The sequence below is a fragment of the Bacillus basilensis genome, assembly GCF_050630465.1.
Classification (GTDB): Bacteria; Bacillota; Bacilli; order Bacillales; family Bacillaceae_G; genus Bacillus_A; species Bacillus_A basilensis.
On record NZ_JBNTQO010000030.1, the window covers coordinates 1 to 26490 of the forward strand.

The 26490-nt window shown below is 37.2% G+C and carries 30 protein-coding genes and 1 pseudogene; 7 read left to right on the forward strand and 24 right to left on the reverse strand.

Annotated elements, in window-relative coordinates; translation table 11 throughout:
* From ACQVV1_RS28545 to ACQVV1_RS28580, 8 genes and pseudogenes are all read right to left on the reverse strand, one after another.
* Positions 1–1525 (reverse strand): annotated as a pseudogene (locus tag ACQVV1_RS28545) (DNA translocase FtsK); the annotation flags it as partial.
* 155 nt (positions 1526–1680) lie between these two features.
* A complete protein-coding gene (locus ACQVV1_RS28550; protein WP_242252453.1) occupies positions 1681–2637 on the reverse strand; it encodes an N-acetylmuramoyl-L-alanine amidase in 957 nt (318 codons plus the stop codon).
* 40 nt (positions 2638–2677) lie between these two features.
* Complete coding sequence (locus tag ACQVV1_RS28555; RefSeq protein WP_063222451.1) at positions 2678–3022, reverse strand: hypothetical protein; 345 nt, start codon at positions 3020–3022, stop codon at positions 2678–2680.
* A gap of 225 nt (positions 3023–3247) precedes the next feature.
* Positions 3248–3862, reverse strand: a complete 615-nt coding sequence (gene ytpR, locus ACQVV1_RS28560; RefSeq protein ID WP_166703384.1) for a YtpR family tRNA-binding protein — start codon at positions 3860–3862, stop codon at positions 3248–3250.
* Positions 3859–4671 carry a DUF1444 domain-containing protein gene (locus ACQVV1_RS28565; protein WP_000784600.1) on the reverse strand — a complete coding sequence of 271 codons (813 nt, stop codon included), beginning with the start codon at positions 4669–4671 and terminating at the stop codon, positions 3859–3861. Before ACQVV1_RS28565 ends, ytpR begins: the two co-directional genes overlap by 4 nt.
* 78 nt (positions 4672–4749) lie before the next feature.
* Entirely contained in the window at positions 4750–5064 is a 315-nt protein-coding gene (locus ACQVV1_RS28570; RefSeq protein ID WP_431169860.1) for a thioredoxin family protein, read from the reverse strand.
* A gap of 83 nt (positions 5065–5147) precedes the next feature.
* Positions 5148–5657, reverse strand: coding sequence for a DUF84 family protein (locus ACQVV1_RS28575; RefSeq protein ID WP_431169862.1), 510 nt, complete (start codon positions 5655–5657; stop codon positions 5148–5150).
* A 283-nt stretch (positions 5658–5940) separates the two neighbouring features.
* Positions 5941–7014: a M42 family metallopeptidase gene (locus tag ACQVV1_RS28580; RefSeq protein ID WP_242252448.1), complete on the reverse strand. Its 1074-nt coding sequence runs from the start codon at positions 7012–7014 to the stop codon at positions 5941–5943.
* Between the two features lie 148 nt (positions 7015–7162).
* Between ACQVV1_RS28580 and ACQVV1_RS28585 the strand changes: the two genes are divergently transcribed.
* Positions 7163–7474, forward strand: a complete 312-nt coding sequence (locus tag ACQVV1_RS28585) for a PepSY domain-containing protein (RefSeq protein WP_000118537.1) — start codon at positions 7163–7165, stop codon at positions 7472–7474.
* Between the two features lie 173 nt (positions 7475–7647).
* On the opposite strand, the gene ACQVV1_RS28590 is transcribed toward ACQVV1_RS28585, so the two are convergent.
* Positions 7648–8502: a YtnP family quorum-quenching lactonase gene (locus tag ACQVV1_RS28590; RefSeq protein ID WP_431169863.1), complete on the reverse strand. Its 855-nt coding sequence runs from the start codon at positions 8500–8502 to the stop codon at positions 7648–7650.
* Positions 8503–8572: 70 nt separating this feature from the next.
* Positions 8573–9226, reverse strand: coding sequence for a tRNA (guanosine(46)-N7)-methyltransferase TrmB (gene trmB, locus ACQVV1_RS28595; RefSeq protein WP_060632584.1), 654 nt, complete (start codon positions 9224–9226; stop codon positions 8573–8575).
* Positions 9227–9457: 231 nt separating this feature from the next.
* Between trmB and ACQVV1_RS28600 the strand changes: the two genes are divergently transcribed.
* On the forward strand, positions 9458–9736 hold the full coding sequence (locus tag ACQVV1_RS28600) for a YtzH-like family protein (protein WP_001122235.1): 279 nt from the start codon (positions 9458–9460) through the stop codon (positions 9734–9736).
* Between the two features lie 3 nt (positions 9737–9739).
* Here ACQVV1_RS28600 and ACQVV1_RS28605 read toward each other — a convergent pair whose 3' ends face one another.
* The 4 genes from ACQVV1_RS28605 to pepV all read right to left on the reverse strand — a co-directional run bounded on the left by ACQVV1_RS28605 (position 9740) and on the right by pepV (position 15100).
* Positions 9740–10537, reverse strand: a complete 798-nt coding sequence (locus tag ACQVV1_RS28605) for a phosphotransferase family protein (protein WP_242252445.1) — start codon at positions 10535–10537, stop codon at positions 9740–9742.
* A 227-nt stretch (positions 10538–10764) separates the two neighbouring features.
* Complete coding sequence (pulA, locus tag ACQVV1_RS28610) at positions 10765–12906, reverse strand: type I pullulanase (RefSeq protein ID WP_309259428.1); 2142 nt, start codon at positions 12904–12906, stop codon at positions 10765–10767.
* 138 nt (positions 12907–13044) lie between these two features.
* Positions 13045–13590: an RNA 2',3'-cyclic phosphodiesterase gene (thpR, locus tag ACQVV1_RS28615; protein WP_309259429.1), complete on the reverse strand. Its 546-nt coding sequence runs from the start codon at positions 13588–13590 to the stop codon at positions 13045–13047.
* A gap of 103 nt (positions 13591–13693) precedes the next feature.
* Complete coding sequence (gene pepV / locus ACQVV1_RS28620) at positions 13694–15100, reverse strand: dipeptidase PepV (RefSeq protein ID WP_431169866.1); 1407 nt, start codon at positions 15098–15100, stop codon at positions 13694–13696.
* A 357-nt stretch (positions 15101–15457) separates the two neighbouring features.
* Between pepV and ACQVV1_RS28625 the strand changes: the two genes are divergently transcribed.
* The gene (locus ACQVV1_RS28625; RefSeq protein ID WP_000805512.1) at positions 15458–15679 is read left to right on the forward strand and encodes a DeoR family transcriptional regulator; all 222 of its coding nucleotides are present in this window, start codon (positions 15458–15460) and stop codon (positions 15677–15679) included.
* 81 nt (positions 15680–15760) lie between these two features.
* On the opposite strand, the gene ACQVV1_RS28630 is transcribed toward ACQVV1_RS28625, so the two are convergent.
* Positions 15761–16489 carry a pseudouridine synthase gene (locus ACQVV1_RS28630; RefSeq protein ID WP_060632590.1) on the reverse strand — a complete coding sequence of 243 codons (729 nt, stop codon included), beginning with the start codon at positions 16487–16489 and terminating at the stop codon, positions 15761–15763.
* Positions 16490–16530: 41 nt separating this feature from the next.
* Positions 16531–18183, reverse strand: coding sequence for a putative polysaccharide biosynthesis protein (locus ACQVV1_RS28635; protein ID WP_063222441.1), 1653 nt, complete (start codon positions 18181–18183; stop codon positions 16531–16533).
* 254 nt (positions 18184–18437) lie between these two features.
* Here ACQVV1_RS28635 and ACQVV1_RS28640 point away from each other — a divergent pair, with 254 nt between their 5' ends.
* Positions 18438–19709, forward strand: coding sequence for a BaiN/RdsA family NAD(P)/FAD-dependent oxidoreductase (locus ACQVV1_RS28640; protein ID WP_242252438.1), 1272 nt, complete (start codon positions 18438–18440; stop codon positions 19707–19709).
* 187 nt (positions 19710–19896) lie between these two features.
* Positions 19897–21333 carry an MDR family MFS transporter gene (locus ACQVV1_RS28645; RefSeq protein ID WP_431169867.1) on the forward strand — a complete coding sequence of 479 codons (1437 nt, stop codon included), beginning with the start codon at positions 19897–19899 and terminating at the stop codon, positions 21331–21333.
* A 31-nt stretch (positions 21334–21364) separates the two neighbouring features.
* Here the strand turns inward: ACQVV1_RS28645 and ACQVV1_RS28650 are convergent, their stop codons facing one another.
* Positions 21365–21688, reverse strand: a complete 324-nt coding sequence (locus ACQVV1_RS28650; RefSeq protein ID WP_000098837.1) for an ArsR/SmtB family transcription factor — start codon at positions 21686–21688, stop codon at positions 21365–21367.
* Entirely contained in the window at positions 21689–22120 is a 432-nt protein-coding gene (locus ACQVV1_RS28655) for an SRPBCC family protein (RefSeq protein WP_242252435.1), read from the reverse strand. It lies immediately after the preceding gene.
* Positions 22121–22544: 424 nt separating this feature from the next.
* Between ACQVV1_RS28655 and ACQVV1_RS28660 the strand changes: the two genes are divergently transcribed.
* The gene (locus tag ACQVV1_RS28660) at positions 22545–22772 is read left to right on the forward strand and encodes a DUF3973 domain-containing protein (RefSeq protein ID WP_063222437.1); all 228 of its coding nucleotides are present in this window, start codon (positions 22545–22547) and stop codon (positions 22770–22772) included.
* A 34-nt stretch (positions 22773–22806) separates the two neighbouring features.
* On the opposite strand, the gene ACQVV1_RS28665 is transcribed toward ACQVV1_RS28660, so the two are convergent.
* Together ACQVV1_RS28665 and ACQVV1_RS28670 are read right to left on the reverse strand one after the other, a co-directional pair.
* On the reverse strand, positions 22807–22989 hold the full coding sequence (locus ACQVV1_RS28665; protein ID WP_000621751.1) for a sporulation protein Cse60: 183 nt from the start codon (positions 22987–22989) through the stop codon (positions 22807–22809).
* Between the two features lies 1 nt (position 22990).
* On the reverse strand, positions 22991–23227 hold the full coding sequence (locus ACQVV1_RS28670) for a DUF2553 family protein (protein ID WP_098760220.1): 237 nt from the start codon (positions 23225–23227) through the stop codon (positions 22991–22993).
* A 253-nt stretch (positions 23228–23480) separates the two neighbouring features.
* On the opposite strand from ACQVV1_RS28670, the gene ACQVV1_RS28675 reads away from it, so the two are divergent.
* Positions 23481–23975: a CarD family transcriptional regulator gene (locus ACQVV1_RS28675; RefSeq protein WP_080468432.1), complete on the forward strand. Its 495-nt coding sequence runs from the start codon at positions 23481–23483 to the stop codon at positions 23973–23975.
* A gap of 74 nt (positions 23976–24049) precedes the next feature.
* Here the strand turns inward: ACQVV1_RS28675 and ACQVV1_RS28680 are convergent, their stop codons facing one another.
* The 4 genes from ACQVV1_RS28680 to moaD all read right to left on the reverse strand — a co-directional run bounded on the left by ACQVV1_RS28680 (position 24050) and on the right by moaD (position 26489).
* Positions 24050–24835: a glucose 1-dehydrogenase gene (locus ACQVV1_RS28680; RefSeq protein WP_431169869.1), complete on the reverse strand. Its 786-nt coding sequence runs from the start codon at positions 24833–24835 to the stop codon at positions 24050–24052.
* A 13-nt stretch (positions 24836–24848) separates the two neighbouring features.
* Positions 24849–25706 (reverse strand): glucose uptake protein GlcU, encoded by an 858-nt coding sequence (gene glcU, locus ACQVV1_RS28685; protein ID WP_242252434.1) that lies wholly within the window; start codon positions 25704–25706, stop codon positions 24849–24851.
* Between the two features lie 33 nt (positions 25707–25739).
* On the reverse strand, positions 25740–26162 hold the full coding sequence (locus ACQVV1_RS28690) for a DUF3888 domain-containing protein (RefSeq protein ID WP_242252432.1): 423 nt from the start codon (positions 26160–26162) through the stop codon (positions 25740–25742).
* A 93-nt stretch (positions 26163–26255) separates the two neighbouring features.
* On the reverse strand, positions 26256–26489 hold the full coding sequence (moaD, locus tag ACQVV1_RS28695; RefSeq protein ID WP_063222431.1) for a molybdopterin converting factor subunit 1: 234 nt from the start codon (positions 26487–26489) through the stop codon (positions 26256–26258).
* Between the last annotated feature and the right edge of the window lies 1 nt (position 26490).

Sequence of the window (26490 nt, forward strand, 5' to 3'; positions counted from 1 at the left end):
CAACTCGTTGTTCTTCCACAATCGGCGCTTCTTCTACAACTCGTTGTTCTTCCACAATCGGCGCTTCTTCTACAACTCGTTGTTCTTCCGCAATTAAAGTATTCGCAAAGCTTTGAACATCTTTCTTCGTTTGTTCATCAGCTTCAGCAACATGTATGAACTCATTCTTTTGTTCAATTTCTTCATTTAACAACATTTCTTGCTGCATTTTCTCAAGTGCTACAGGTTCCGCTTCTTCTACTTCTTCTGTTTCTGCAATTACTTCCACTTCTTCTGGCGCTTCTGTTTCCGCAATTACTTCCACTTCTTCTGGCGCTTCTGCTTCCGCAATTACTTCCACTTCTTCTGACTCTTCTGCTTCCGCAATTACTTCCACTTCTTCTTGTGCTCCTGCTTCCACAATTACTTCCACTTCTTCTGGCGCTTCTGCTTCTGCAATTACTTCTACTTCTTCTGACTCTTCTGTTTCCGCAATTACTTCCGGTATTTCCACAATGATTGTTTCTTCAAGTTTTTCTTCTGCTTTGACAATCACTGATTCTTCTGGATCTTGCTTTTCTACTTCAATAGTAGGTTGTTCTATTTCTGTATTACGTTTAATTTCTTCTGATAATATTGTATCCTCGTGCTCTACTTTAGAAGCTACTAATTCTTCTTGTAGATTGTTTTCGTTTAACACCACTACATCTTTTTCTAGCTTAGCACTTTCCATCTGCTCAGCTACTGTTTTATGAAGTAATTCATCCGCTGAAACTTCCTGCGGTGTACTCATTTCTTGAACCACTTCATTTTCTTCTACTATAGGCTCTTGGCGTTCAATTTCATAACCGTTTTTCTCTAGCCATTGATCAACAACTGATTTTTCTTCCTTTTTATCCTGTTGACCAACTGATTCATGACTAGGCGAAGAAGACGTTGCTTGTCCTTCTGAGAAATCTGATAATGTATACCCTTTTTTCTCTAACCATGCATCAACAACTGCTTTGCCCTCTACAGATATTTCAAGATCTTCTCTTTCCTTTACTTCCTCCTGCTTTTCTTCCTTTTTCTCTACAGAAGGACGATTATATCCGTAAATTGGTGAAATCATTTCTGTTGGACGAAATGGTCTACGGTTACTTTCTTGCGACGATACAGGTGCCTTTTTAACGACAGACTCTCGCTCCGGTTCATATTGCACTTCCGGTTCTTCATATGTAGAAACTACCTTTTCCACATACTGTCGTCTACTTCTTTCCACTTTCATTCCTCTTTGAATAGGCTGATTTTCATATGTTACAGCTTGAACAGGTTGTTCTTCAAAATGCCCTGTTTCTATAACATCCTCTTCATCGAACCCATTATCCGGTACTAATGGAAAACGGCATTTACCTGCATTCCTACTTGCCATTTGTGCTTCTCTTGCTTCAGTGTAGTGGTTTACACGAGGAATTTTCGGCTGACTTTCAATTCGTTCTGGTACTTCTTTATTCATCGCTGTTTGTTCTTCCTCTTTGTTAAACAGCTTTTTCATCCAATCTAACATGCTTACCACTCTTTCTACTAAATAGTAACATCCTTTATTGTATCAGCATTCGGCAAAAAGTGCAGGTAAAATTAAGCATGTCATATTTATCCATAATATTCTAATTTACGAGTGTTTTCATATGGAAAAACGCACCCTTACATGTAAGACTGCGTTTAAGCTTTACTCTTCCGATATTCATCTACACTATCCGTTACACTTTGCAATAAAGAATTTATATACTGCGGGTCAGATAATTTCTTATCTTCTTCAGGATTTGACATAAACCCAAGTTCTAATAGTACACCAGGTACTTTGGACCAATTAAATCCAGAAAGATCATCCCTGAATTTAATTCCATTTACTTTCACTTGATGATTTTCTCTCATTTTATTTACTATCGTTTGAGAGATTTGAAGACTTTCCTTATAAATCTCTTTCGTATACGGACTTCCTTCTGACGGTGTTAATACAGCAAACCCACTTTGATTCGGATTTTCAGAACCATCTGCATGAAGACGTAAAAATAAATTCGCCTTATGATCATTCGCAAATGTTGCCCGTTCTTTATTACTCATATCAACATCTTGTGACGTTCTCGTCATTAATACTTGTATTCCCTTTGTTTCTAACTTTTCCTTTAATATCAAAGCCATTTCTAATACAAGGACAGCCTCTCTTTTTTTCGTCACAACACCAGTTGTACCATCTGTCACTTTATATTTTTGCGTTGTTGCTCCTGGCCCAATCGGCTCTAAATTTAAATTTGCTTTTTGTTGATGCCCTGGATCAATAACAACGAGAAACTTTCCTTGCTTTTCATTACTCTCTATTTTTTGTTCATTATTTTGTACTGGTTGCTCAGTTGGCTGCACTGGCGTAGCTTCCTCTTTCTTTTCCTCGGCCGGCACTTCCTCCTGCTTTTGCTCCACTTGCTCATTCGTTTGAACTGCTTGCGGTTCTTCTTTTTTTTCTTGTTCTTCTTGCTGTTTTTCTACCGGTGCGTCTTTCTTTTTATCTTCGCTTGTTTCTTTTATAGAAGATGTTGTCTCTTTTTTCGGTTGTTCTTGTGAGCAACCTCCCATATATATGCCAATGAATGCAATCATGCTCATTATTTTTATATACTTCATGTTTTTCTCCCATCACTTTGCACCGGTCTCAAAGTTTTTCTTATAATTGTTTTATAATCTCATCCATATTTCCAATATGAACGGGTTGCCACGTTTCTGTACCACGCTCTGCAGTATAAACTAGATAAGCATCATCAGCCACATTTACAAAAACTGGATCCCCCATATCTGTTTCATATCCGATAACAATCCATTTCTCTTTCCATTTTCCGTGTTCTTCACTTATTAATGAATTTTTATGTTTATCATATCGATAACCGATTTGTCCTTTTTCTAATTCATTTTCACTAAACAAATAGATTTCATAAGAACCTAACTCGATATCTTGCTGTTTTGAAGTTTCAATTCGTTTCAGAAGTTCTGCGATTTTTAGTTGTTGTTTCATACGTCTATCCCCTTCTATTTTTCTAAATTTTAACTAGATTGTTTATAAAATACAATATAGATTTTGTGGAAAAAGGTGACATCCTCATAATATTAACGATTTTTCAAATTTATCTATCGTAACTCTAAATATATTAACGATTCGACATAGAATATCGATTTACAAAAAATAAAAAACAAAAAGAGAGGCCACCCAAAAGGACAGCCTCTCTTTTCTTAACATCAATTAAAATTTAAACTCTTGTCCAACTTCAAAGCTATCTTCTAATACAAGAATACCTTTTTCTTGTGGAGCATCTGGAAGCTCTAATTCACGTGCAGAGCAGATCATTCCAGAAGAAGGAACACCGCGAAGCTCAGCTGGCTTGATTAACATACCGCTTGGCATTACAGCGCCGATTTTTGCAACGACAACTTTTTGTCCTGCATCAACGTTCGGTGCGCCACATACGATTTGTAATGTTTCTGTACCGATTTCTACTTTACAAATGTTTAGCTTATCAGCATTTGGATGTTTCTCTTTTTCCGCTACATAACCTACAACAAATTTTGGAGAAAGATCTGCTTCTACTGTTTCTTCAAAGCCGTTCTTCGCTAAAATTTCGTTGATTTTTTCTACAAGTTCTTTCGTTAATGTAAGGTTACCTGTTTCTGTTACTTCTAAGTAAGAAGATGCATTAAAGATGTTGAATCCTGCTGTTTCGTTGCTTTCACGATCGTATACGCGAGCAACATCTCCTTTGCGATCAAAAGTACGGTTCTCTAAAGTAATATCTTGTAAGGCAACAATTAAAGTGTCACCAATTCCTTCAAGGTTGTAAAAAACGTTCACTTCGTTCATCCTTTCTCTTTTCCATCTGTCTTCTTCCGATTCTTCGCTAAAATAAAGATTGGTTCAAAGTCCCCATCTTCATATACGAATGAAAGTGATGTAATCGGAACATGCCCTTCGGCAAAAAATTTCATTGTCATTTGTGCAATAATATCATAACCGATTTCGTTGACGATATCAGCAATAATTAATACATCTTGGTGAGGAACAGCAACAACCATGTCACCAGAAATCTTTTCACGCATCGATTGTAGTAACGATTCGTTTAAAATACGAGTCGCATCATACCCATCATTTGTGTTTAAAAAGTAGAATGTATTACCTGCTACTGTGTCCTGCTTAAATTCATAACCTAATGAGCGAGCATTGAATAATGCCATTTCACGTACTTGTTGTTCTGTAAGCTCTAACTTTTGTAATAAACGCTCATCAATTAGTCGATACGTTTTATTAGAATCTAGCGCGTAGTAAATACGTGTTTCCGCCGTATGATCCGTCATAATAAACGGATTTCCTTCTTCTGCTTGTTTCGGGAAAGAAGTAGAGCGAATAACAGGTAAAATTTTTGCTGCGCTATTTTCTTCTTTATGCATCGCAATTAACGCTTCTTGTACGTAATAGGCAACCTCTTCAATTGCTTTTTCTTTATTCACTTCCCATTTTGCCACAACGCCTGGAAGCGACACGTTAATACCTTTTTTCGAGTCTTTCTGTTCTATACGTAGAACCTCTTTCTCGCTATCATACTGAAAGTCCCATTCCGGGCGAGATAATTTCTTCATTAACTCGTCTTTCATCTTTTTACTTGTCATCTTCATCTCTTTTTCCTCCCTTCCAAAAAAATAACCTCCCCCGCGAAGGTAGAGGTTGTTTTACAATTCAATTGGCAAGTTGCCTTATTTTAAACCTTCAATGAACTCTTCGATTTGTTCTTGTGTTTTACGATCTTTGTTTACATAGCGACCTGTTTCTTCACCTTTATTGTACGCTACAAAGCTCGGAATGCCAAATACGTCTAATTTGACGCATAGATCAATAAACTCATCACGATCTACATAGTAAAATGAGAAATCACTATATTTCTCTTCTACTTCTGGCATAAACGGGTCTACAAAACGGCAGTCTGGGCACCATTCTGCTGAGAACATAAAGACTACATTCTCTTCATTTTTTAATTGTTGGAATTGCTCTATGCTTTCTAATGATTTCATCTATATTTCCTCCTCTAACGAGTGCATTTTTTCATGTTATAATCTTTCCTTTATACTACCATACATCGCGCACGGTGCAAGGTTTATGCTTGCTTTTCGTCATACTTATATTGCCCAACAAGTAACTTAACAACGTGTACAAATAATTCCGTGCGATCAACATAATCATCTGTAAAAATACCGATTGCACCTTCGTGACTACGAATATCTTTTCTCTGTACAAACTCTTCCATCACTTCACTTAACTCCTTGCCCTCTTCAAGGGGTGCTAAAAAATCATCCGGTAACGTAATACGTGCCCCGCCGGCAACAAATATTTTACCATCACTTGTTGCTAGCGCGCCCCAATTACACATAAATAAACCGTACTCCGTTTTCATCACGCCGCCTTCTAGCCCAATACCAATTTGAGCTTCTCCTTCTTGAAGCGCTCGCTTCGCTCTATTAACAGCTCCTTGCATCGTCTCTTCATCTGAAAACGGCTGGTTTGCTACCCCTGAAGGAACAGAAAGAGACGTAATTTCGGCATCACTCCAAACCTGCTCCACAGCTCCAACTTTCGTTTTATTCTTCGATCCAACTACTACCTTCATTTCGTTCACCTCTATAAAAATTTATCATTTTGTTCTAACATCCGCTTCGGGTACGAATTAGGCACCAACCACTATCACACATCACCGGGGAATCCCTTCTACCCATAAAAGAAGGTGGATTTCCACAATATTACTGGTCCTAAACACAAAAACAGGCTTCTTCTTTCTTCCTACCCGCGGTCTTAACACATCATTCGAGCACATGTTAGGCACTGACCACCACCACACACCGATGGGTCATCTCTTCAATCCAAAAAAAGAAAGGCTCTTCAGCCCTTCTTCCTTACGCGTTATTCTTAATTGTCTCTAACGTCGTTTTATCCGTTGCTCTTACAAGCTTCGTAATTAGTTCTTTTGCTGCTGCATAATCATCAACATGTAAAATAGAAGCATGTGTATGAATGTAACGTGCGCAAACACCAATTACTGCTGATGGGATACCTGAGTTACTTGTATGTACACGTCCCGCATCTGTACCGCCTTGTGAAATAAAGTATTGGTACGGAATGTTGTGTGTTTCTGCTGTATCTAAAATGAATTCACGCATTCCTCTATGTGTTACCATCGTACGATCGTAAATACGAAGAAGAGCACCTTTTCCTAATTGACCGAACTGCGTTTTATCACCAGATGCATCGTTTGCTGGACTTGCATCAAGCGCATAGAAAATATCTGGTTGAATCATATTTGCAGCAGTTTGTGCCCCGCGAAGACCAACTTCTTCTTGTACAGTCGCTCCAGAGTATAATGTGTTTGGTAATGTTTCGTCTTTTAATTCTTTTAGTAATTCGATTGCAAGGCCACATCCGTAACGGTTGTCCCAAGCTTTCGCCATAATTTTCTTTTCGTTTGCCATCGGCGTAAACGGGCAGATTGGCACGATTTGTTGTCCTGGTTTTACACCAATTTCAATCGCATCTTCATAGCTATCTGCACCTATATCAATTAACATGTTTTTTATATCCATCGGTTTTGCACGTTGCGCGTCACTTAATAAATGAGGAGGGATAGACCCAACAATCCCAATAACAGGACCATTCTTCGTCATCACTTGTACGCGTTGCGCTAATAGAACTTGGCTCCACCAGCCGCCTAACGGTTGAAAACGAAGCATTCCGTTTTTCGTAATTTGCGTAATCATGAAACCTACTTCATCCATATGACCTGCTACAAGAACACGTGGGCCAGTTTCGTCCCCTTTTTTCAGACCAAATACGCTACCTAAACCGTCTTGTACAATTTCATCAGCATATTTGCTTAATTCTTGCTTCATAAAACGGCGTACGTCATGTTCAAAACCTGACGCACCTTGTAATTCTGTTAACGTACGAAATAATTGTAATGTCTCTTTATTCACGAAGTCCCCTTCTTTCAAACCTTAGTAGAATACCTCTTTTATTGTAACGAAATTTTCGAAATGTTTCTAGTTTCTTCTTTTTTAACTGTATTTGCTTTATAATTATTATCGGTACACTATTTTTATTTTATAGAATTGAGGTGAATATATGAGCTGGAAAGGTTTAGTAGCAGGTCTTGGCGTTGGGTTCGCAGCTGGTTATTTCGTTGCAAACAAAGTACAAGAACAATCCCATATTTCTTCAGAAAAAGCATTGAAAATGGTGAAACAAGCATTAAGTCATAAAGGTGAAATTACTGGCTCTTGGGTACATATGGTTCCAGAGACATTTGAAAAATATGATGTCGCATACGAAGTTTATCGCGGCGGTCTTACAACAATGTTAGATGATATACAAGAACGATTTGAATTTTTAGTTGATGCTAAAACAGGTACTGTTTTAGAGGTTATAGCAGCATAAAAAGGAGGGTTCCCATTAGGTGAACCTCTTATTTTTTAATTGTAGATAGTGATTGAAATTTATCGGCGCAACTCGATTTATATCAGCGATTACCCCATTTTATCGAATTACCGGCAAAAGCCGACGCTAAAAAGAGGCTGCTCCAACAAATATTCTGGAACAACCTCCTATTTTTATGCTTCTATACTCGTTTTTCTCTCTATCTTTTCTACAATATGCCCTTCCTCATTCCACTTTACTGCACGGTAATATGCGTCATGGTAAAACGTAAACCATGCATCTTTTTCAGCGCCGTACTTCATCCACTTTTGCTTATTCTCAATCGATGTCATCGGATAATCATCATAAGCCATTACCCATAATACATTTTGATGTGCGTGCGTCGGCAATAGGTCTGCTAAATGCAGCATCGTTTCCCCTTTACTTTCTAAAGCAATAACTGCATGTCCATCACTATGACCACCTGTATGCGCCATTTTTATTTCATTCGTAATTTTTATTTCTTGCTGAAACGTAACAACTTGATCTACAATTGGCTCCCAATTTTCCTTCCAATACGTATTACGGGATCTAATATTTGGGTTCCTCATTTCATTCCACTCTGTTTCACTTACATAAACTTTCGCATTCGGAAACGTTGGTACAAGTTGATCACCTTCCCATTTCGTTAAACCAGATGCATGATCAAAATGAAGATGCGTCATTAAAACGTAGCGAATATCTTTAGGCTTTAATCCTAGTTTTTCTAATGATTCATAAACCGTTGATTCTTCCGTTACACCTTGATTTCGCTTCATCTTCTCATTCAATTTACCGTTTCCTATTCCAGAATCAATGAGCATATTACCGTCTTTCGTTTGCAAAAGTAACGGATCTGTTCGTAAATAAATATGATTTGTATCATTATGTTTATATTTACGTGACCAAAGTACTTTCGGTACAACGCCAAACATTGCTCCTCCATCTAAATGTGTGTTCCCGCCCTTTAGCCACGTCACTTTTATATCTCCAATTTGTAACTGTTCCATTTTTCATCCCCCTTTTCTTTCAATACTAACATAAAATTCTGATTATTTTAGATACAAAAAAACCTACGCATTACTGCATAGGCTCTGTGCGATATTTTGCTTCTACTCGGTAAATACGATGACCTTTACTAGAGAATTTCTCTTCGTATTCAGTCATGATGTTACCTTCAAAGTCGCTGTTATGAAGATCTAAGCTTAAGTAAGTTAGTAACATACCGTACTCAGCCATACTCATAATAGAATATTCAAATAAACCTTGGTTATCTGTTTTGAAATGAATTTCTCCGCCTTCTACTAACACTTCTTCATAATTGCGTAAAAACGTTTTATACGTTAAACGACGCTTCGTATGACGTTTCTTTGGCCATGGATCTGAGAAGTTTAAATAAACGCGATCAATCTCACCTTTTGCAAAGAAAACTGTTAAATCTTCAGCATCTTTATTAATTAACTTTAAGTTCGGTACTTCTTCTTCAATTAATTTATCAAGTGCATCTACAACAACACTTGTGAATTTTTCAATTCCAATATAATTAATATGTGGATTCGCTTTTGCCATATCATACATAAAGCGGCCACGACCTGTACCTACTTCAATATGAATTGGTTGTTCATTTCCAAATACTTCTTTCCAGTTACCAGCGCGCTCCTCTGGGTTTCCAATTACGATGTGAGAATACTCATTAATTCGATCCATTGCATACGGTTTATGTCTTAAACGCATAGATGTCTCCCTCTCTTTACAAAACTATTTTAAAGGAATAATTCCTTCTTTCTGTTTTAATCAATCTATCAAACAAAAAACCAAGTACGTACGAGCACTCGGTCCGTTTCTTTCAAGTATAAGATGTACCATTTTGATAAAAACTACATACAGCATTAAACATTCCATGACGAAGCAGCTTTTTCTCTTACATTCCGAGAAGAGAAAAACAATCGAAAGGATGATCCGTTCATGCCAATTAATCAACAACATCAATTAGAAGTGCTGAAAGATATTTTAGTCAATCACCAAAGTGATTGTTGCGGGACAGTTTCTGAATGCGAGCAATTAGAGCGTCTCATTCAATCGTTACTCGCAAACGATAATATAAGTAGTGACGCTAAAACAATGCTAAACGATGTATATTCTTATAGTCAATCGGGTAAATCTTCCTCTAATTTGGACAACCACATTTCCAATAATCAAGAACAACTTACTCAGTGGATTGCTGGAATGGACAATTTTTCTTAAGTATTACTCTGAAGCAAGTAGTTGCTGTAAATATTGATGCCAATATTCAGCTTCTGCTTGCTGCTTTTTTGTTGTATGCCATTGAATCGACAAAATCGTTTGTGCTATCACATACCATCTCATACGCCTAAACAGCGATTCATCCATTTCAATATCATAATAACCGAGCCACTCACTCCATTCATGGCGCGGAATGTACCAATATAATAACATACCAAGGTCTAAAGCTGGGTCAGCAATTACAGCTCCATCCCAATCAATTAAAAACAACTCATCTTCATTCGACAATAGCCAGTTGTTATGGTTTACATCACAATGGCATACAACGAATTCATTGTATTCAATATCTTTTAATGAATCCATTAAATATTGAAGCCCTTGCTGAATTGTTTCATCATCCCTTATATCTCCTCTTAAAACGAGTTGCAGTTGTTGTAATAACTCTTGTGCGTGAAGCGGCTGCTTCCCAAGTCTTTGAATCATCTGTACAAGTGCTTTAGAGGAGTGTATTTTCTTCAAAAGTTTTGCAACACGTTCTAGTTTCATATCCTCTGGCTCTAGCTTCTGTCCCGGAAGCCATTTTTGAGCAGAAATTACATCACCGTTTGTTACCCTTCTTGTCCAAAGTAATTTTGGAACAATTCCTTCTGCTGACAATACCGCTAAAAAGGGCGATGTATTCCGCTTTAAAAATAACTTCTGTTGTCCGTTTTGCGCAATATATGCATCGCCCGTTACTCCACCAGCCGGTACAAGACTCCACTCTTTTCCTAATAATTGTTCCAACCATTCCATATTCATTACCCGTTAACAAATCCTTATCTTTTATAGTTATGAAAAGAAAAACCGCAACATTTCTACACATGTTGTGGATTCATATATATTTTACTGTAAATGAAAAGAAAATTTGGCATAAGCCAAAAACTCTCTATTATTTTACAAAACCAGTCCTAGAATGACAACTTATCAAAATCGTCACCTTTGTCAATTCTACATTTATTACATTCTCATCGTCAAGTAGCGATTTGTCACATTATCGTCAATATATACGTGCTAATTGGAGCCAGCCTAAGTTCCTTTCCTCTAAATGAAGAAATTGGCTCTATTTTCGCTTGCTTTTCGTTTACTAACACATGCCATGTTTCTTCTTTCGGAAGTTGCACCGTTTTAGCTTCTAAACCGCTATTAAATAAAACTACAATCTCTTTCCACGGTCCAAACGTTTCTGCATGCTCTAGATGGTATGCCAGTACTTCTGGAGATGTTTGCAAAAAAGTCATGTACTTTTTTATAAGGTCTGCGTTTTGTAATCGGAATGCTCCATGCTCTTTACGAATCGCAATTAAACCTTTTATATAGTTAACGGTCTCTTTCTCTTTCTCTTTTCGATCCCAATCTAATTGATTAATTTCATCATTTGCATTATAACTATTTTCATTTCCTTGCTTCGTACGATAAAACTCTTGCCCAGCATGTAAGAAAGGGATACCTTGCGACAGAATCACCATTGCAGTTGCTAGCAGGTGACGTTTTTTCAAAATCTCTTCTGACTCTTCATTACTGCGCATTAATTTATCCCACATCGTCATATTGTCATGACATTCTACATAGTTAATGCTTTGCACAGGCTCTAGAAACAAACCTGTTTCTTTCATACTCAAAAGGCTTCCTGATGCTATATACTGCAAATGATTACAGTCTACATGCCCACCAAATGCAAAACCACGTTTATTTATATGAAAGGTACTCCCTTTTATCCCATCACGAAATTGATCATTAAATTGCGCAATATACGGCATTTTCTTTGCATTATTTAACGTTGCTTTTTCTTCGCCAGGAAGTGGTGTTTGTAAATCCCACCCTTCTCCTAATAACAATGCATCTTTCTTTATGTTTCGCACTTCTTTTTCTATTATATTTATTGTATCAACATCTAAAATACCCATTAAATCGAACCGGAATCCATCAACATTGTATTCCGTAAGCCAATATAAAATAGACTCTACAATGAATTTCCTCATCATTTTCCGTTCAGATGCTACATCATTTCCGACTCCCGTCCCATTAGAAGGCATACCATTTTCACCATGACGAAAATAATATCCTGGGACAAGCTTTTCAAATGATGATAACTCTCTTTCATACACATGATTATATACAACATCTATAATCACCCTAATGCCGTGCTCATGAAATGTTTCAATCAACTGTTTACACTCTATGATCCTGTGATACGGTTCGGAAGGGTTTGTAGCATAAAATCCCGTAGGCGCATTGTAATATAATGGATTGTAACCCCAATTATATGCAGAGGAAGGATTCGCCTCATCTACACCACCGAAACAAAATAAAGGCAATAGTTCAACATGTGTAACACCCAAATCTTTTATATGAGACAAACCTGTTAACGTCCCATTTCGCCCTGTTGTTCCTTCTTCCATTAGCCCTTTATATGTTCCTTTTTTACTCACTCCACTGCCCTGATGAATAGTAGCATCACGAATATGCAGTTCATACAATATGACATCTGTCATTGCTTGTAATGGTGGTAATTGCTCTCTTTTTGTTACATTTGTCTTTTCCAAATCGATAACAACGCCGTACTTCCCATTTACAGTCACTGATTTTGTGTAAGGGTCCACTGCTTCATTCCATATTAAATTAATACAAACAAGAAATGTATACTTTGCTCCGGCTAAATCGCCTTGTAACGTATGAGCCCATACCCCATTTTCCTCTCTGTACATTTCATAATCGTTATATTCTTTATCACTTTTATAAATCCTTACTTTCGCAAGCCTCGCAGTTGGAGCCCATACTTTAAATGTAGTTGCTTCTTTTTGATACACGGCCCCTAAATCTGTACCTTCGTAATAATACTTTTCATCAAAAATCGCTGTTCTTATGACAGCACCTATTTGTAAATCTGTCTCTTCATTCCGTTCATCTCGTACTGTATAATACTTCCCCACATCTAGCGGCTCTTCTATAAAGCACTCATACTTCGTTGCATCCGGAAGCGCAATCGTATGAGCAATCGGTAAATCTTTCACGTTACTTCCTTCTTGTAAACGAAATGTCCGACTTGTTCCATACGCATGTGGGAGCAAAATTGTAATTTTATTCATTTCATCTAAATAGGCCTCAAATGGACGTTTTACTTTCAACATAAAAAAATCACCATCATTCTTAAAGTTAAAATGAAACGAGCTGCAAATGATAAGGCTTTTCTTACCAGCGAAGCCCTATACAGTAACACATTATTCTCTATAGTATATTCACCTGTATAAAAAACGTTTTCATACATTCTATTTTTGTAATTTTATTTCAGCAATCGCTTTATACTTCGGTGTCTCCTTCACGTGAGATTCGTATAAAGTAATCGTATCCGCTTGAAATGATATTTCAGGCATTTCCTTTATATGTTCTAAATCATACTTTTCTTCTCCTACCCATTTACGAGCAACAGTAATATGTGGATGATACGGGCGCGTTTCTAAAGAAAATCCATTTCCTTCACAAATAGCGTGCACTTGCTTTTGTAATAGAAACAAATTTTGATTCTCGCTTACCTTTGCCCAAAAAATACGCGGCCTATCTTCCATACCGAACGTTGAAAATCCTTGTAACTTGAACGATAGTTCCTCTGTTTCTGCAAGTGTTTGTAATCCATTCTTTATTCCTTCTAATTGTTCCTCTGTCGCACTACCTAAAAATGAAAGGGTAATATGATAGTCTTCTTTATGTACCCACGAACGAAATGGTAATTCCTCCTGCATTTCCTCTCTATAGTTAGACAGCACTTCTTTTATATGATTTGGTAACGTAATCGCGACAAAATAATGTGGCTCCATGTACATCTTCTCCTTCTTTCTATTGTTGCTTTTCTTTCTTATCTCATTCAGGTAAAAAGAAGCCGCCCTCCAAAATAGAGAGCGGTCATTATTTATATATCCATTATTTCGCTAATCCATGAATTGCTTGCGCGTAAATTGCTGTTGCTTTTAATAAGTCTTCAATTTCAATATACTCATCTTTTTGGTGAGCAAGTTCTTCTTTTCCAGGGAATAGCGGGCCAAATGCAACACCAGCTTTTAATGAACGAGCGTAAGTACCACCGCCGATTGCTAATAGTTCCGCTTTCTCGCCTGTTTGTTCTTCGTATACACATTGCAGCGTACGAATTAACACGTGATCTTTATCGACGTGATGCGGGCGAGAGTTTGAATAATCCGCCACTTCAAATCCATGAGTACCAACATATTCTTTTAAATTCGTAATCATTTCTTCAAAGTTAGTTGTAACCGGGTAACGTACATTTAATCCTAAATTACCACCGTTCTCTTTCGTATAAGAAAGGCGACCGACATTCACTGTTAACGGACCGCTAATATCATCTTTATAAGAAATACCAGCTTTCTCTCCTAAAATATCTCCTGTAAATGTTTCTGTTACAAACGATGCAAACGAAGCACCTTTTCCATCAAGAGCAACTTTCGTTAAGAAGTTTGCCAGTAATAAACCTGCATTCTCACCCTTCTCCGGAGTAGATCCGTGAGCAGAAATCCCTTTAATTTGCAATGTTACTGTATTACCTTCTACAATTGCTTCACCTATTTTTTTAGCAGTTTGCAAATACTCTTCATATGCTACTGTAAGTGCATTTACATCTTCTCCTGTAATAATCGCTTCTGCAAAATCAGGAACCATATTTAAACGGCGACCTGATTCAAATGAAACAAGTTCATATGTACCTTTCTTCTCTTCACTATCATTTTGCACAACTTGTATATCAGAAATTCCTTTTTCTGCATTAATAATTGGAAAGTCCGCGTCTGGCGCAAAACCGATTGTTGGCATTTCTTCGTTTTTAAAGTAATGATCTACACATTTCCAATTGCTTTCCTCATCTGTTCCTAAAATCATACGAACACGTTTCGAAAGAGGTAAGCCTAATTCTTTCACAATTTTCATCGCATAATAGGCTGCCATTGTTGGGCCTTTATCGTCAATTGCACCACGTGCAAAAATCTTTCCGTCGCGAATATCTGCACTATATGCAGGAGTTGTCCAGCCATCTCCTTCTGGTACAACGTCAACGTGACAAAGAATACCTACTAACTCTTCTCCTTGTCCCATTTCAAGATGACCTGCATACCCTTCTAAATTTTTAGAAGCAAAACCTTCAGCTTCTCCTTTATGTAACATGAAAGATAACGCTTTTTCTACACCTTCACCGAATGGTGCGCCCTCTTTCGCCGATTCTTCTTCCCATACACTTTTAATTTGTAAAAATTGTTGTGTATCACGAATTAAATCATCTTTTCGTTTTGCAACTTCTTCTGTCCAATTAATTGCTGACATCACGCATCCATCCTTCACTATATCGTTTCTTTCATCATAACAAACCGAAATCTCTTATGCCATACACGAAAATCAAATACCGAACAATTGTAATATTTCAGATATTTCCCATTAGTTTTTCTTTTATTTTTCCAAAAAAATTTGCAGGAATTTGGCGTTTTGCGTAGAATTTTATGTGTTAGTTGACTGACCATATATACAATGTCAACTACCAATATTTTTCTATATGAATATTTGTTAAACTTTTGTAAAATTTAAGTAGATTAAAGCATGAATTTTATCATGTAGAGTACAATGGTAGTAACGACCTTCTTTCCTGAATGGGGTCAAAAAAACTAGTAGAGGAGTGGTTTTCTCTTGAAACCTACAACTACTCGTATGCTAACACGCATTAAATCAATTTATATGTACATCAATGAAAACGGAACGGTAACGACGAAAGACCTTGTAGATGAGTTCGGGATCACACCGCGAACGATACAACGTGATCTAAATGTGTTGCAGTTTAATGAACTCGTGTATAGCCCTTGCCGCGGTAAGTGGACAACAACAGGAAAGAAAGTGAGAATGACCTCATAACGAAAAATAATTGTATGTAAATAAATACATACCCCTTTCTAACTCATTAGAAAGGGGTCTTTTCTGCGCCTAAAAACAGCACTATTTCTCAGTATCTACTTGATATGTTTTTAACATCTCTACTTCTTCATCTGATAGCTCTCGATATTCTCCAAGTTCTAGCTCTTCATCTAACACTAACGGTCCCATCTCTGTTCTCTTTAGATAGACTACTTTTTTCCCTACAGCTTCAAACATACGCTTCACTTGATGGAACTTTCCTTCTGTAATAACAAGCTCGATTTCAGAAACATCATCGCTTTTTAATATAGTAAGTGCACCGGGCTTTGTTTCATAACCATCATCTAAAATAACACCTTTAGCAAACTCTTTTACATCCTCTTCTGTTACTACTCCTGCAACGTGTGCATAATATTTTTTCGGCACATGCTTTTTCGGAGATAACAATTGATGCGATAACTTCCCGTCATTTGTTATCAATAAGAAACCTTCCGTATCAATATCAAGTCGTCCAACTGGGAACGGATCAAAGATTGCATCTTCTAACTCTAATAAATCTATTACCGTTTCATGATTATCATCTTCTGTCGCTGAAATAACGCCCTGTGGTTTATGCATCATTAAGTAAACAAACTCTTTATATTCCACAACTTCACCGTGAATCATAACCTCTTGTTCTTCTACATTTACATGAACCTTTGCATCTTTCACTGGCGTTCCATCAATTTTCACAACGCCGTCTTTCAATAATTTCTTTACTTCTTTTCTACTTCCATATCCCATATTCGCTAATAATTTATCTAATCTCACGTTTTTCACCTTCTTTATTTATCATAGAAAAGGGGACGTAATTACGCCCCTTTTGATTTCAACTTTATTTTGAATCTATTGCCAAGTTTACGTTGAATTTTTTCTAACGCTTCTCCGCCAAATACTCTTTCAAGTACTCCTGTGCGAATTGCTAACACTCCGTAAACAAGACCACCAATACCGGCACAAATCGCAACTGTTATAAGAGCACCCATACGGCCATCAGGCGAAATCATGAAGGATAGAATCCATTGTGATAGTTTTACCGCCACGACCATTACAAGTGTTAATATTGCAATTTGGAATGTTCTTTTATATACAACACCGAATGAATAGTGTGCATGTTTTTTAATTTGTCGATTTGTGTACCAAACAGAAGCTAAGAAACCAACTGCGGTCGCTAAAATCGCTCCTACTGTACCGAAATAACGAATAAAGATTACGTTACATACAAATTTCAAAATAACACCCATAACAAGCGCGACAATCGCATGTTTTTGCTGATTAATCCCTTGTAGAATTGCCGCTGTTACTGTAAATAAAGCGAATAACAACGCAACCGGTGCATACCACATTAATACTTGTCCACCTAATGGATCTGAGTCGTAAAACGCAGTATAAATCGGATATGCAAGTGTTGAAATACCGACAACTGCTGGCAATGTTAAGAACATATTTGCCTGGAATGTTTGTGTAATTTGTAACTTTAAATAACGATATTGTTTTTCAGTAAATGATTTTGTAATTGCTGGTACAAGCGTTAAACTAAACGCAGTCGCAAGTGATACAGGAATCATAATTAATTTATGCGTCCACATTGTGAAAATACCAAGTGCTCGCTCTGCGATATCACCTTGACCAATCGCTTGCATAATTGAGTTAAATGTCAATGTATCAATTTGTTGATATAAAGGAATTGTTAACCCAATTACAACGTAAGGAATCGCATATGCAAATAATTCTTTAAACAATTGAACGGTACTCACTGTCGACTCTGGTACAGTTTGTTCAATTAAATATTGATCCAAATGTTTTTTACGTTTTAACCAGTACCAAATTAATACGCCGAGTGCTCCAACCGCTGAAACGAACGCAGCAAATGTCGCTACTCCAACTGCTGTTGCAACTGTACCGCCAAGTACTTTAATAACGATAAAACTACCGGCTAATAAAAAGACGATACGAATAATTTGTTCAATAATTTGCGAAACAGTAGTCGGTCCCATCGATTGATGACCTTGGAAATAACCACGAATTAAACTCGCTGCCGGTACAACAATAAGCGCAAAACTTACAAGGCGAATAATCGTCGTAACTTCTCCTATATTACTGTGTACACTTTGTTTACCAAGCATTGCTTCTGCAAACAACGGCGCCGTCATATACAGTACTAGGAATGAAAGAACTCCTGTTACTATCATCATAACCATTCCCGAGCGGAACATTCTCCGGCTCGTTTTATAATCGCCAAGCGCATTATATTTGGAAACGAATTTTGAAACAGCAAGCGGCACCCCTGCCGTTGCAATACTTAAAAAGATCGTATATGGAATGTATCCATATGTATAGAGCGTTCCGCCTTCTGTCCCTACTAATGCATGAAACGGAAAGACGTAAATCATGCCTAAGAACTTCACTAAAAATGTCCCTAGCGTAACGATGAGCGTTCCGCGCAGAAATTTCGAATCGGACATACAAAAATCCTCCTACATCTACATAAAGTGAAACTATAATTAATTGAACTATTCGAGCATTCGAGAACTATTAGACTTCCCCTAACTCTTAAGGTTTTAGTCTTACAGCCCACAAATCGCAGGATAGTGCTGAACTCTAACTTTTGTATTGTACCACAATTCTCTCCTTAAACAGTACTTCACTCTATTTTTCTTTTAAGGGAAAACATGCTATTCTTTTAGGCAGGAAATGTAGAAAATGAGGTCGATATATTATGCATTATGATGTTATTGTCATCGGCGGCGGGCCTTCTGGGCTAATGGCTGCAATCGGTGCTGCAGAAGAAGGCGCAAGCGTCTTACTTCTTGATAAAGGAAATAAACTAGGGCGTAAACTTGCGATTTCTGGTGGTGGCCGTTGTAACGTAACGAACCGTCTACCACTTGATGAGATTGTTAAACATATACCAGGAAACGGTCGCTTCTTATACAGCGCTTTTTCTATTTTTAATAATGAAGATATTATTACATTCTTCGAAAAGCTCGGTGTAAAACTGAAAGAAGAGGATCATGGCCGCATGTTCCCTGTTTCAAATAAAGCGCAATCGGTAGTAGACGCACTTTTAACACGATTAAAAGACTTAGGTGTAAAAATCCGTACGAATACACCTGTTGAAACAATTGAATATGAGAACGGTCAAACGAAAGCAGTTTTACTAAAGACTGGCGAAGTGTTAGAAACAAATCACGTCGTTATCGCTGTTGGCGGAAAATCAGTTCCTCAAACTGGTTCTACTGGAGACGGATATGCTTGGGCTGAAAAAGGTGGTCATACGATTACAGAATTATTCCCAACAGAAGTACCAATCCTTTCAAACGAACCATTTATTCGAGACCGTTCATTGCAAGGACTCGCTTTACGAGACGTAAACTTAAGTGTATTAAACCCGAAAGGAAAAGCTATCATTTCTCACAAAATGGACATGCTCTTCACTCATTTCGGCTTATCTGGTCCTGCTGCCCTTCGCTGTAGTCAATTCGTTGTGAAAGCACTGAAAAAGTTCAAAACGAATACAGTGCAAATGAGCATTGATGCATTGCCAGAAGAAAATAGCGAACAACTATTCCAGCGCATGCTGAAACAAATGAAGGAAGATCCGAAAAAGGGAATTAAAAACGTGTTAAAAGGTTATGTTCCTGAGCGTTACTTCCTATTCTTATTAGAAAAAAATGAAATTGACGGTAGCGAACAAGCTGGACAAGTTTCCCACGAAAAGATTCGTGCACTTGTGAAAGACTTTAAAGAATTTACTGTGAATGTAAATGGTACGCAGTCAATTGAAAAAGCATTCGTTACTGGCGGTGGTGTGTCCGTTAAAGAAATTAACCCGAAAGAAATGTCTTCTAAATTTACGAATGGCCTATACTTCTGCGGGGAAGTTCTTGATATTCACGGTTATACTGGTGGCTATAATATTACATCTGCTCTCGTTACTGGTAGAATTGCCGGAACAACAGCTGGAGAAAACGCGAAAATGCAGTATTAAAAAAAGAAACAGGGATTCCTGTTTCTTTTTTTTATAGGTATATCAGCGATTCCACAACAACATATATCGACTTACCGACAAATGCTCATTCCCCTTAAATTCCTAGTGCTTTTTTATTGCTTTATATACCTTAGTACCTTTATATTTTATATTGTTGAATATTTGAAAAAGGGTAAGGGGAAAACATATGAGAAAAAAAGTCATGATGTCTTTAATGCTAATGACGTTTCTTTCTGCGGTAGAAGGAACGATTGTTAGTACAGCAATCCCTCGTATAACGAGTGATTTGTCAGGCGTCGAACTTGTTAGTTGGGTATATGCAATTTATATGCTTGCAACAGCTGTTTCGACTCCAATATACGGAAAGCTCGCTGATTTATTCGGTCGTAAAAAAGTTTTACTAATCGGGGCTACAATCTTTTTAGTCGGTTCTGCACTTTGCGGAGTCGTTACATCGATGGAACAATTAATTTTCTTCCGCGCTCTTCAAGGTATAGGTGCTGGTGCTGTTATGCCGATCACAATGACAATCATTGGAGACTTATATAGCGAAGCGAAAGACCGCGCGAAAGCACAAGGCTGGATGAGTGCCGTTTGGGGTGTATCTGGTGTTATCGGACCGTTAGTAGGCGGATTTTTAGTGGATTCTCTTTCTTGGCGTTATATTTTCTTCTTAAACGTTCCATTCGGAATTATCGCTTGCTTAATGATTGCCATTTACTACAAAGAATCTATTAAGCCCGCTAAACACCATATCGATTATCTTGGTGCAACAGTCTTCTCACTGAGTACAATCGCTCTACTATATGCATTATTAACAGGTAGCAGCAAGCAAAACTGGGGAGACATAACAATTATCGGCCTATTAATCTTTGCCGTCGTTTCATTCATTATTTTCTTATTCATCGAGAAAAAATCTCCGGAACCATTAATTCCGTTATCACTTTTCTCTAACCGTACATTATCTACGATAAACATATTAACGCTTATTGCTGGTGCAATGATTATTAGTATTACAATGTACCTTCCAATTTGGAGCCAAGGTGTATTAGGAAAAAATGCGACAGAAGCCGGACTTATTTTAATGCCAATCCCGGTTATGTGGACATTTGGCGCTATTTTCTCTGGTAACTTAGTAGGCAAATTAAAAACGAAACAAATTATTTTACTTGGAGCTAGCATTTTATCAGTCGCTACGTTCTTATTATTTACACTATCAACAAATTCACCATCGTTCCTTATTTATGTAGCAGTCGGATTATTCGGATTAGGAATGGGGCTTGTGACACCGATTTACATGGTAACAATTCAAGCAGCCGTACCAGCTCATACACGCGGAACAGCCGTTGGTTTAAACACATTTATTAATACATTTAGTCAAACGTTAGGTGCTGCAATATTCGGTACAATTTTCAATACGATGATTCATGCACGTGGTATTAAAAATCTTGATCTTGTATCTGGCGGACACGGCGGAACTACGGCAAACGTAGTAACCGAATCGCAATCCGCATTAGCATCAAGTGTACACGTCATTTATATGAGCACTTTCGTATTAGCAGTATTTACATTAATTATCGCTTGGCTTTTATTAAAGCCAGCTACAAAAACAAGTGAGCAATAATAAAGAGGATGACCATTTTGGTCATCCTCTTTTATTCTTCATTCTCCACAATATGTTTCAGCATAGACAATTTATTATCCCAAAAACGTTCATAATATGAGAGCCACTGTTGTAATTCCTCTAATGGTTCTGGATGCAAACGATATATCTTCTCTCTTCCGCTTTTTCTTCCGCTTACTAAATTCGCTTCTGAAAGAATATGAAGGTGCTTTACAACTGCAGTACGACTCATCGGAAAATGATCCGTTATTTTGGAAATCGGTAACTCTTTGTCACTTAATAACCGTATTACTTCTCGGCGGGTTGGATCAGCAATCGCTTGAAATACATCATATTTCGCTGCTGATGATGACATTTAGCCTTCGACAACCTTTTTCAGTTTTTCATTTACAATCGCTACCCAGCCGCCGCTCATTCTATCGCGAATAATAGAGCTCTTCGCATTCGCTTTCGGAAGAATTTCATCAGGATGTTTCCAGCCGCCGTGAATTAACGTAAATTCTGTTTTGTTATCTCCTAAGTCTTTCAGATTAAATGAAACGACCCAGCCATCTGTATCCCATGAGAAAGATAGGTGGTTTGGCTCATCAATTTCTAACACTTTACATGGTGATGGTCCGAACGGTGATTGCACATGAAATTCATGTCCTACCTCTAATTTAAAATCATTTGGCATAAACCATGATGAAATCCCTTCTGCAGTTGATACTACATTCCATACTTTTTGAATAGACGCGTTAAAAACGATCGTTTGTTTAATATCATTTAATGTATGTTGTTGTTCCATTTTCATTCTCCTTTATTCGGCACTCAAATATAACACCTTTTGGTTGTATTTAGATGATATAACACCTTTTGGTTTCATGTCAATGCTGATTCTTTTTTACTGTTGAGAAATTCTCAACATTTTTTCAACAGGACAAACACCCTCTGAGCATTTCTTCATAATATACTCACAAAGGCAACAAAAAATAAAAAATTCTCTCAACATGAAACTCCATCATTCATCTTGAAAGAAGTGCCTTACGTATATCATGCGTATTTCGTCTCTCCTCCTTCCCTCAGGGACAATACGCGAGATATGAAAAATCAGAAGGAATATGCCCACCGTTTGAGTAGGTAGTTATTTCTCTTCTCCTCAACATTTCCTTAGGAGCGAAATGACTACCGACTCACTTTTTTCAAACAAAAATAAAAAGGGGATGAAAGCTATGTTCTATTGCATTAACTGCTCTGACATTCACCATGAAAAACATCCGAATGATAAAGTATTCAAAAATGGTTTTTATATTGATCCATTTTTAGGTGATCGTTATCACCTTGGTATGTGTAAAGATGCCCAAAATCATGAAACAGGGGAGCCGCTTTTAACGACAAAGAAATTAGGCACAACCCAATCTATTATGAGCGTATTACCGACACATGTTGTCCCAACATAAAACATAAAAAAGAGCTGGCTCACCCAGCTCTTTTTTATGCTTTATAAACGATCATTGCTGAAAAACAATAAATTTGATTTTCGTCATCGTTAATGGAAACACCGACTTGGTACTTAATATCTACAAAGTTACTATCATCAATCTTTTTCAAAAAAACATTTACAGCGTCTTCTAAGTCTTTTTCGTGACTTTCATCAAACACTTTTACACGAATCATGTTAACACCATCCTAGATCGCAGCCCTCCGCCGCTTGATTATTGCCACGGTGCGTATCTATGATGCGATAAAATTTTCCGTTTTCATATATATATCCGTCTTCTAACACATATTGTTTACCTTCAGTATAGACATAAAACTTACCTATCATAAATTTACTCGTATATAATTCCAAATAATCTGATCTAAATTTAGCTACCACTTTATTTGTAATATCAATTTTTATTGTGCGCCCCACCTTCTCTCCCTCCTTTGCAAAGAACGGATTTAGGTATATTGTATTAGCGATTTTACATTTTATGCTTAAAAATAAGTGGATATGCCTTCTTTCTTCACCTGCACTATTTTTCTAAAAAATCATCAATAAGTCAGGACAAAAAATATAAATAAAAAAGACCTTTTACTTATTGACTATAACATTAACATTATGGTATTATATAAAATTTGACATTTTTATTCACTTGTGCTATCATTAAAGATGGTTACCACATATGGAGGTGGATGATTTGTTTCAAATTGGTGATAAAATCGTTTATCCAATGAACGGCGCAGGAGTCATCGAAGCCATTGAAGAGAAAGAAATATTAGGGACTACCCGTCAATATTGTGTGATACGTATCATTAGTAAAGATATGCAAGTAATGCTTCCTATGGATCAATTACAAAAATCAGGTATTCGTTTTATCGTAGATAAATGTACGTTAGATGATATACTTCTTGAATTTCAAAACGGGGAGTCAGATACATCACTTTCCTGGAAACAAAGATATACAATGAATATGGAAAAAATGAAAAACGGCAATCTGCAAGATAGTGCAGAAGTTGTTCGAGACTTACTTCGCCGTAATAAAGAAAGAGCTTTAAATGCGAGCGAAAAACAAATGCTAGATAATGCACGTAAAATGATGATTAGCGAAGTTGCGCTCGTACAAAACGTTTCTGAACATCAAGCGACAGAATTTCTTCAAGAAACAATTAATCATTAAATTTAAAATAGCTAATCGCTATTTTTTTTTGCAAAAAAAAGGACAAAGAGATCAAACTCTCTGTCCTTTTCATATTATCCACGCCCAGCTTGGAACGATGGGTATAAAGTCATTCCACCATCTGCAAATAACGTAATTCCAGTCACGTAACTCGCCTCTGATGAAGCGAGCCAAGTTGCTACTGCTGCAATTTCTTCTGGTTTTCCAATGTAACCCATTGGTATCATACTTTCTACGTCAGCACGCTTTTTAGGATCAGCAAACTTTTCGGCATTAATTGGTGTATTTATTGCACCTGGACCAATATTATTTACTCGAATACCTTTCGGTGCATATTCTAACGCTAACGTTTCTGTCATCAGTTTAATACCGCCCTTACTCGCTGCATAGTGCACAAATAATGGCCATGGAATTTTCTCATGAACACTAGACATATTAATGACAGATCCTTTAATATCGTGTTCCACAAAATATTTAATCGCTTCACGACTTCCTAAAAAAGCTCCTGTTAAATTCGTATTGATTACTTTATTCCAATCTTCAAGCGGCATTTCATGCGATGGTACCGCGTTTTCTATCCCTGCATTATTAATCATAACGTCGAGCGTACCAAACTCTTTTACAGCAGATTGAATGAGATTCGCAACATCCGATTCACTCATGACATCACCTTTTACAGCAATCGCTTCTCCGCCTACTTTTTTAATTTCTTCTAGTACATCATGCGCTTCTGACTCTCGTGAGCGATAGTTAATCACTACTTTCGCCTTCTCCTCAGCAAACCTTACTCCCATCGCTCTCCCAAGACCAGTTGCTGATCCTGTAATAACGACAACCTTCCCTGCTAAATCACTATACATTCCAATACCTCCTTTAACTTTTTGCAATACCTAACATAATTCCGGCTGCAATAATAAAAACGATACCGACAACAATCCCCGTTAATTGACGTTTCGTTTTTCTTTCACCTAATATAAGAATCCCACCAAGCGTTGAAATAATAATTCCCATTTGTGATAGAGAAAAACTTGTTGCCACTCCGACACGCGGCTGAGAAATGAATAAAAACATATTTCCAGCTGCCCAAATTAATCCCGGAATAATATTTCGTAGCGCATATTTATTAAATGGATGATGTTTAAAAGTAAGCAAAATCCCTCCTAACACCATACCAACTGCTTGTGGCAATAAAGCTGACCAACCATCTACATGAAATAGTCTAATCACTACTACATAAACTAAGTAACCAACTGTTGAAATCAATAAAATGATAATGCCCTTTTTAAAATTCCCCGCTTGCTCTGCGCTCTTTTCTTCTTCACTTTGAAGTGATGTTAAAATAACACCGATAATAATACAAACGAGAGCCAAAACACCAAGGACAACTGATATTGTCGTAGACCACTCATGAAATACGATAACTCCAAATAAAGTCGTCGCAACTAACTGAAGTCCTGTTGAAATAGGCATGGTCCTCGAAACGCCCATTAAATCAATACTTTTTAATTGATTCGCCTGACCAAGTGCCCAAAATAAACCTGACACAATCCCAACTCCAATAACAGTAGGAGTTAATACTGGCTTCATAAAAATATAAACAACAATCGAGAAAATAAGTGCGCCAAGTGTTGTACCAAGCGTTTGACTATACGGTCCCCCGCCCAGTTTCACGTTAAATAGCACAATACTTCCCCAAAATATAGCTGGTAAAATCGCTAAAAGTATGTCCATCGCTCATTACCTTTCTTTACAAAATGTCTTCAGTTACCGTTCTACACCATTAGAATGTGCTTTCATTTTTGCCTTCGCCCGTGCACAAACCTTTTCTGCGATCGCACTAGACACATTTTTTTGTCGCTCAACTTTCTTTATCTTTATGTGATCTAAATTGTCTTCCAAGGTAAGTGTAACTTTGTCATTAGGCGGGTTATGTGCACCTTGAAATGTGAGAAATTGTAAGGTCACTTCAAATCTAGGAACGAACTCATCTTTCTTACCGAGACGCTTTATATTTATAACGGAATCACATTCATATTGATCTTCTGTCGCTTGCCTTATCACAGAGTAATATCTATTTAATAGCGCACTTTCTAAAAGTTGTTCATCCGATTCTTTTGCCAAAGAATAGCTTGGCAAAAAGGAAAAGATAGAACATATCATTGTTAGCATTACACATAGTTTTTTCATAACGCCCTCCTTGTTCTATACATTAGTGTTCTCAAAACTGCCATAAAAAAACGACTTTCCCCATTCAGGAAAGTCGTTTTAATGAATCCAATATTAACCACCGCTCACTGGTGGGATTAGTGCAACAACATCACCAGATTGGATCTTATCATCTTCATTTGCATATTCTTCATTAATCGCAACCATAATTGGCGCTGTTACTGGTACATTATATTCTTTCGCAACAATATCTTTTAACTCTGCAACCGTAATATTTTCTTTCTCTATTTGTAATTCACTTCTTCCTGCTTCCTCTTGCAAGTTCGCAAATAACAATACTCGAATCATA

Bases quoted from the DNA above. Each gene is read 5' to 3' on its own strand.
- pepV (WP_431169866.1), bottom strand. From the start codon at position 15,100: ATGTCAGCAATTAATTGGACAGAAGAAGTTGCAAAACGAAAAGATGAT.
- ACQVV1_RS28660 (WP_063222437.1), top strand. From the start codon at position 22,545: ATGTTCTATTGCATTAACTGCTCTGACATTCACCATGAAAAACATCCG.
- ACQVV1_RS28655 (WP_242252435.1), bottom strand. From the start codon at position 22,120: ATGGAACAACAACATACATTAAATGATATTAAACAAACGATCGTTTTT.
- ACQVV1_RS28645 (WP_431169867.1), top strand. From the start codon at position 19,897: ATGAGAAAAAAAGTCATGATGTCTTTAATGCTAATGACGTTTCTTTCT.
- ACQVV1_RS28640 (WP_242252438.1), top strand. From the start codon at position 18,438: ATGCATTATGATGTTATTGTCATCGGCGGCGGGCCTTCTGGGCTAATG.
- ACQVV1_RS28680 (WP_431169869.1), bottom strand. From the start codon at position 24,835: ATGTATAGTGATTTAGCAGGGAAGGTTGTCGTTATTACAGGATCAGCA.
- ACQVV1_RS28585 (WP_000118537.1), top strand. From the start codon at position 7,163: ATGAGCTGGAAAGGTTTAGTAGCAGGTCTTGGCGTTGGGTTCGCAGCT.
- ACQVV1_RS28590 (WP_431169863.1), bottom strand. From the start codon at position 8,502: ATGGAACAGTTACAAATTGGAGATATAAAAGTGACGTGGCTAAAGGGC.
- ACQVV1_RS28635 (WP_063222441.1), bottom strand. From the start codon at position 18,183: ATGTCCGATTCGAAATTTCTGCGCGGAACGCTCATCGTTACGCTAGGG.
- ACQVV1_RS28650 (WP_000098837.1), bottom strand. From the start codon at position 21,688: ATGTCATCATCAGCAGCGAAATATGATGTATTTCAAGCGATTGCTGAT.
- thpR (WP_309259429.1), bottom strand. From the start codon at position 13,590: ATGGAGCCACATTATTTTGTCGCGATTACGTTACCAAATCATATAAAA.
- ACQVV1_RS28605 (WP_242252445.1), bottom strand. From the start codon at position 10,537: ATGAATATGGAATGGTTGGAACAATTATTAGGAAAAGAGTGGAGTCTT.
- ACQVV1_RS28555 (WP_063222451.1), bottom strand. From the start codon at position 3,022: ATGAAACAACAACTAAAAATCGCAGAACTTCTGAAACGAATTGAAACT.
- pulA (WP_309259428.1), bottom strand. From the start codon at position 12,906: ATGTTGAAAGTAAAACGTCCATTTGAGGCCTATTTAGATGAAATGAAT.
- moaD (WP_063222431.1), bottom strand. From the start codon at position 26,489: ATGATTCGAGTATTGTTATTTGCGAACTTGCAAGAGGAAGCAGGAAGA.
- ACQVV1_RS28665 (WP_000621751.1), bottom strand. From the start codon at position 22,989: ATGATTCGTGTAAAAGTGTTTGATGAAAGTCACGAAAAAGACTTAGAA.
- trmB (WP_060632584.1), bottom strand. From the start codon at position 9,226: ATGCGTTTAAGACATAAACCGTATGCAATGGATCGAATTAATGAGTAT.
- glcU (WP_242252434.1), bottom strand. From the start codon at position 25,706: ATGGACATACTTTTAGCGATTTTACCAGCTATATTTTGGGGAAGTATT.
- ACQVV1_RS28690 (WP_242252432.1), bottom strand. From the start codon at position 26,162: ATGAAAAAACTATGTGTAATGCTAACAATGATATGTTCTATCTTTTCC.
- ACQVV1_RS28600 (WP_001122235.1), top strand. From the start codon at position 9,458: ATGCCAATTAATCAACAACATCAATTAGAAGTGCTGAAAGATATTTTA.
- ACQVV1_RS28550 (WP_242252453.1), bottom strand. From the start codon at position 2,637: ATGAAGTATATAAAAATAATGAGCATGATTGCATTCATTGGCATATAT.
- ACQVV1_RS28570 (WP_431169860.1), bottom strand. From the start codon at position 5,064: ATGAAATCATTAGAAAGCATAGAGCAATTCCAACAATTAAAAAATGAA.
- ACQVV1_RS28675 (WP_080468432.1), top strand. From the start codon at position 23,481: ATGGAGGTGGATGATTTGTTTCAAATTGGTGATAAAATCGTTTATCCA.
- ACQVV1_RS28575 (WP_431169862.1), bottom strand. From the start codon at position 5,657: ATGAAGGTAGTAGTTGGATCGAAGAATAAAACGAAAGTTGGAGCTGTG.
- ytpR (WP_166703384.1), bottom strand. From the start codon at position 3,862: ATGAACGAAGTGAACGTTTTTTACAACCTTGAAGGAATTGGTGACACT.
- ACQVV1_RS28565 (WP_000784600.1), bottom strand. From the start codon at position 4,671: ATGAAGATGACAAGTAAAAAGATGAAAGACGAGTTAATGAAGAAATTA.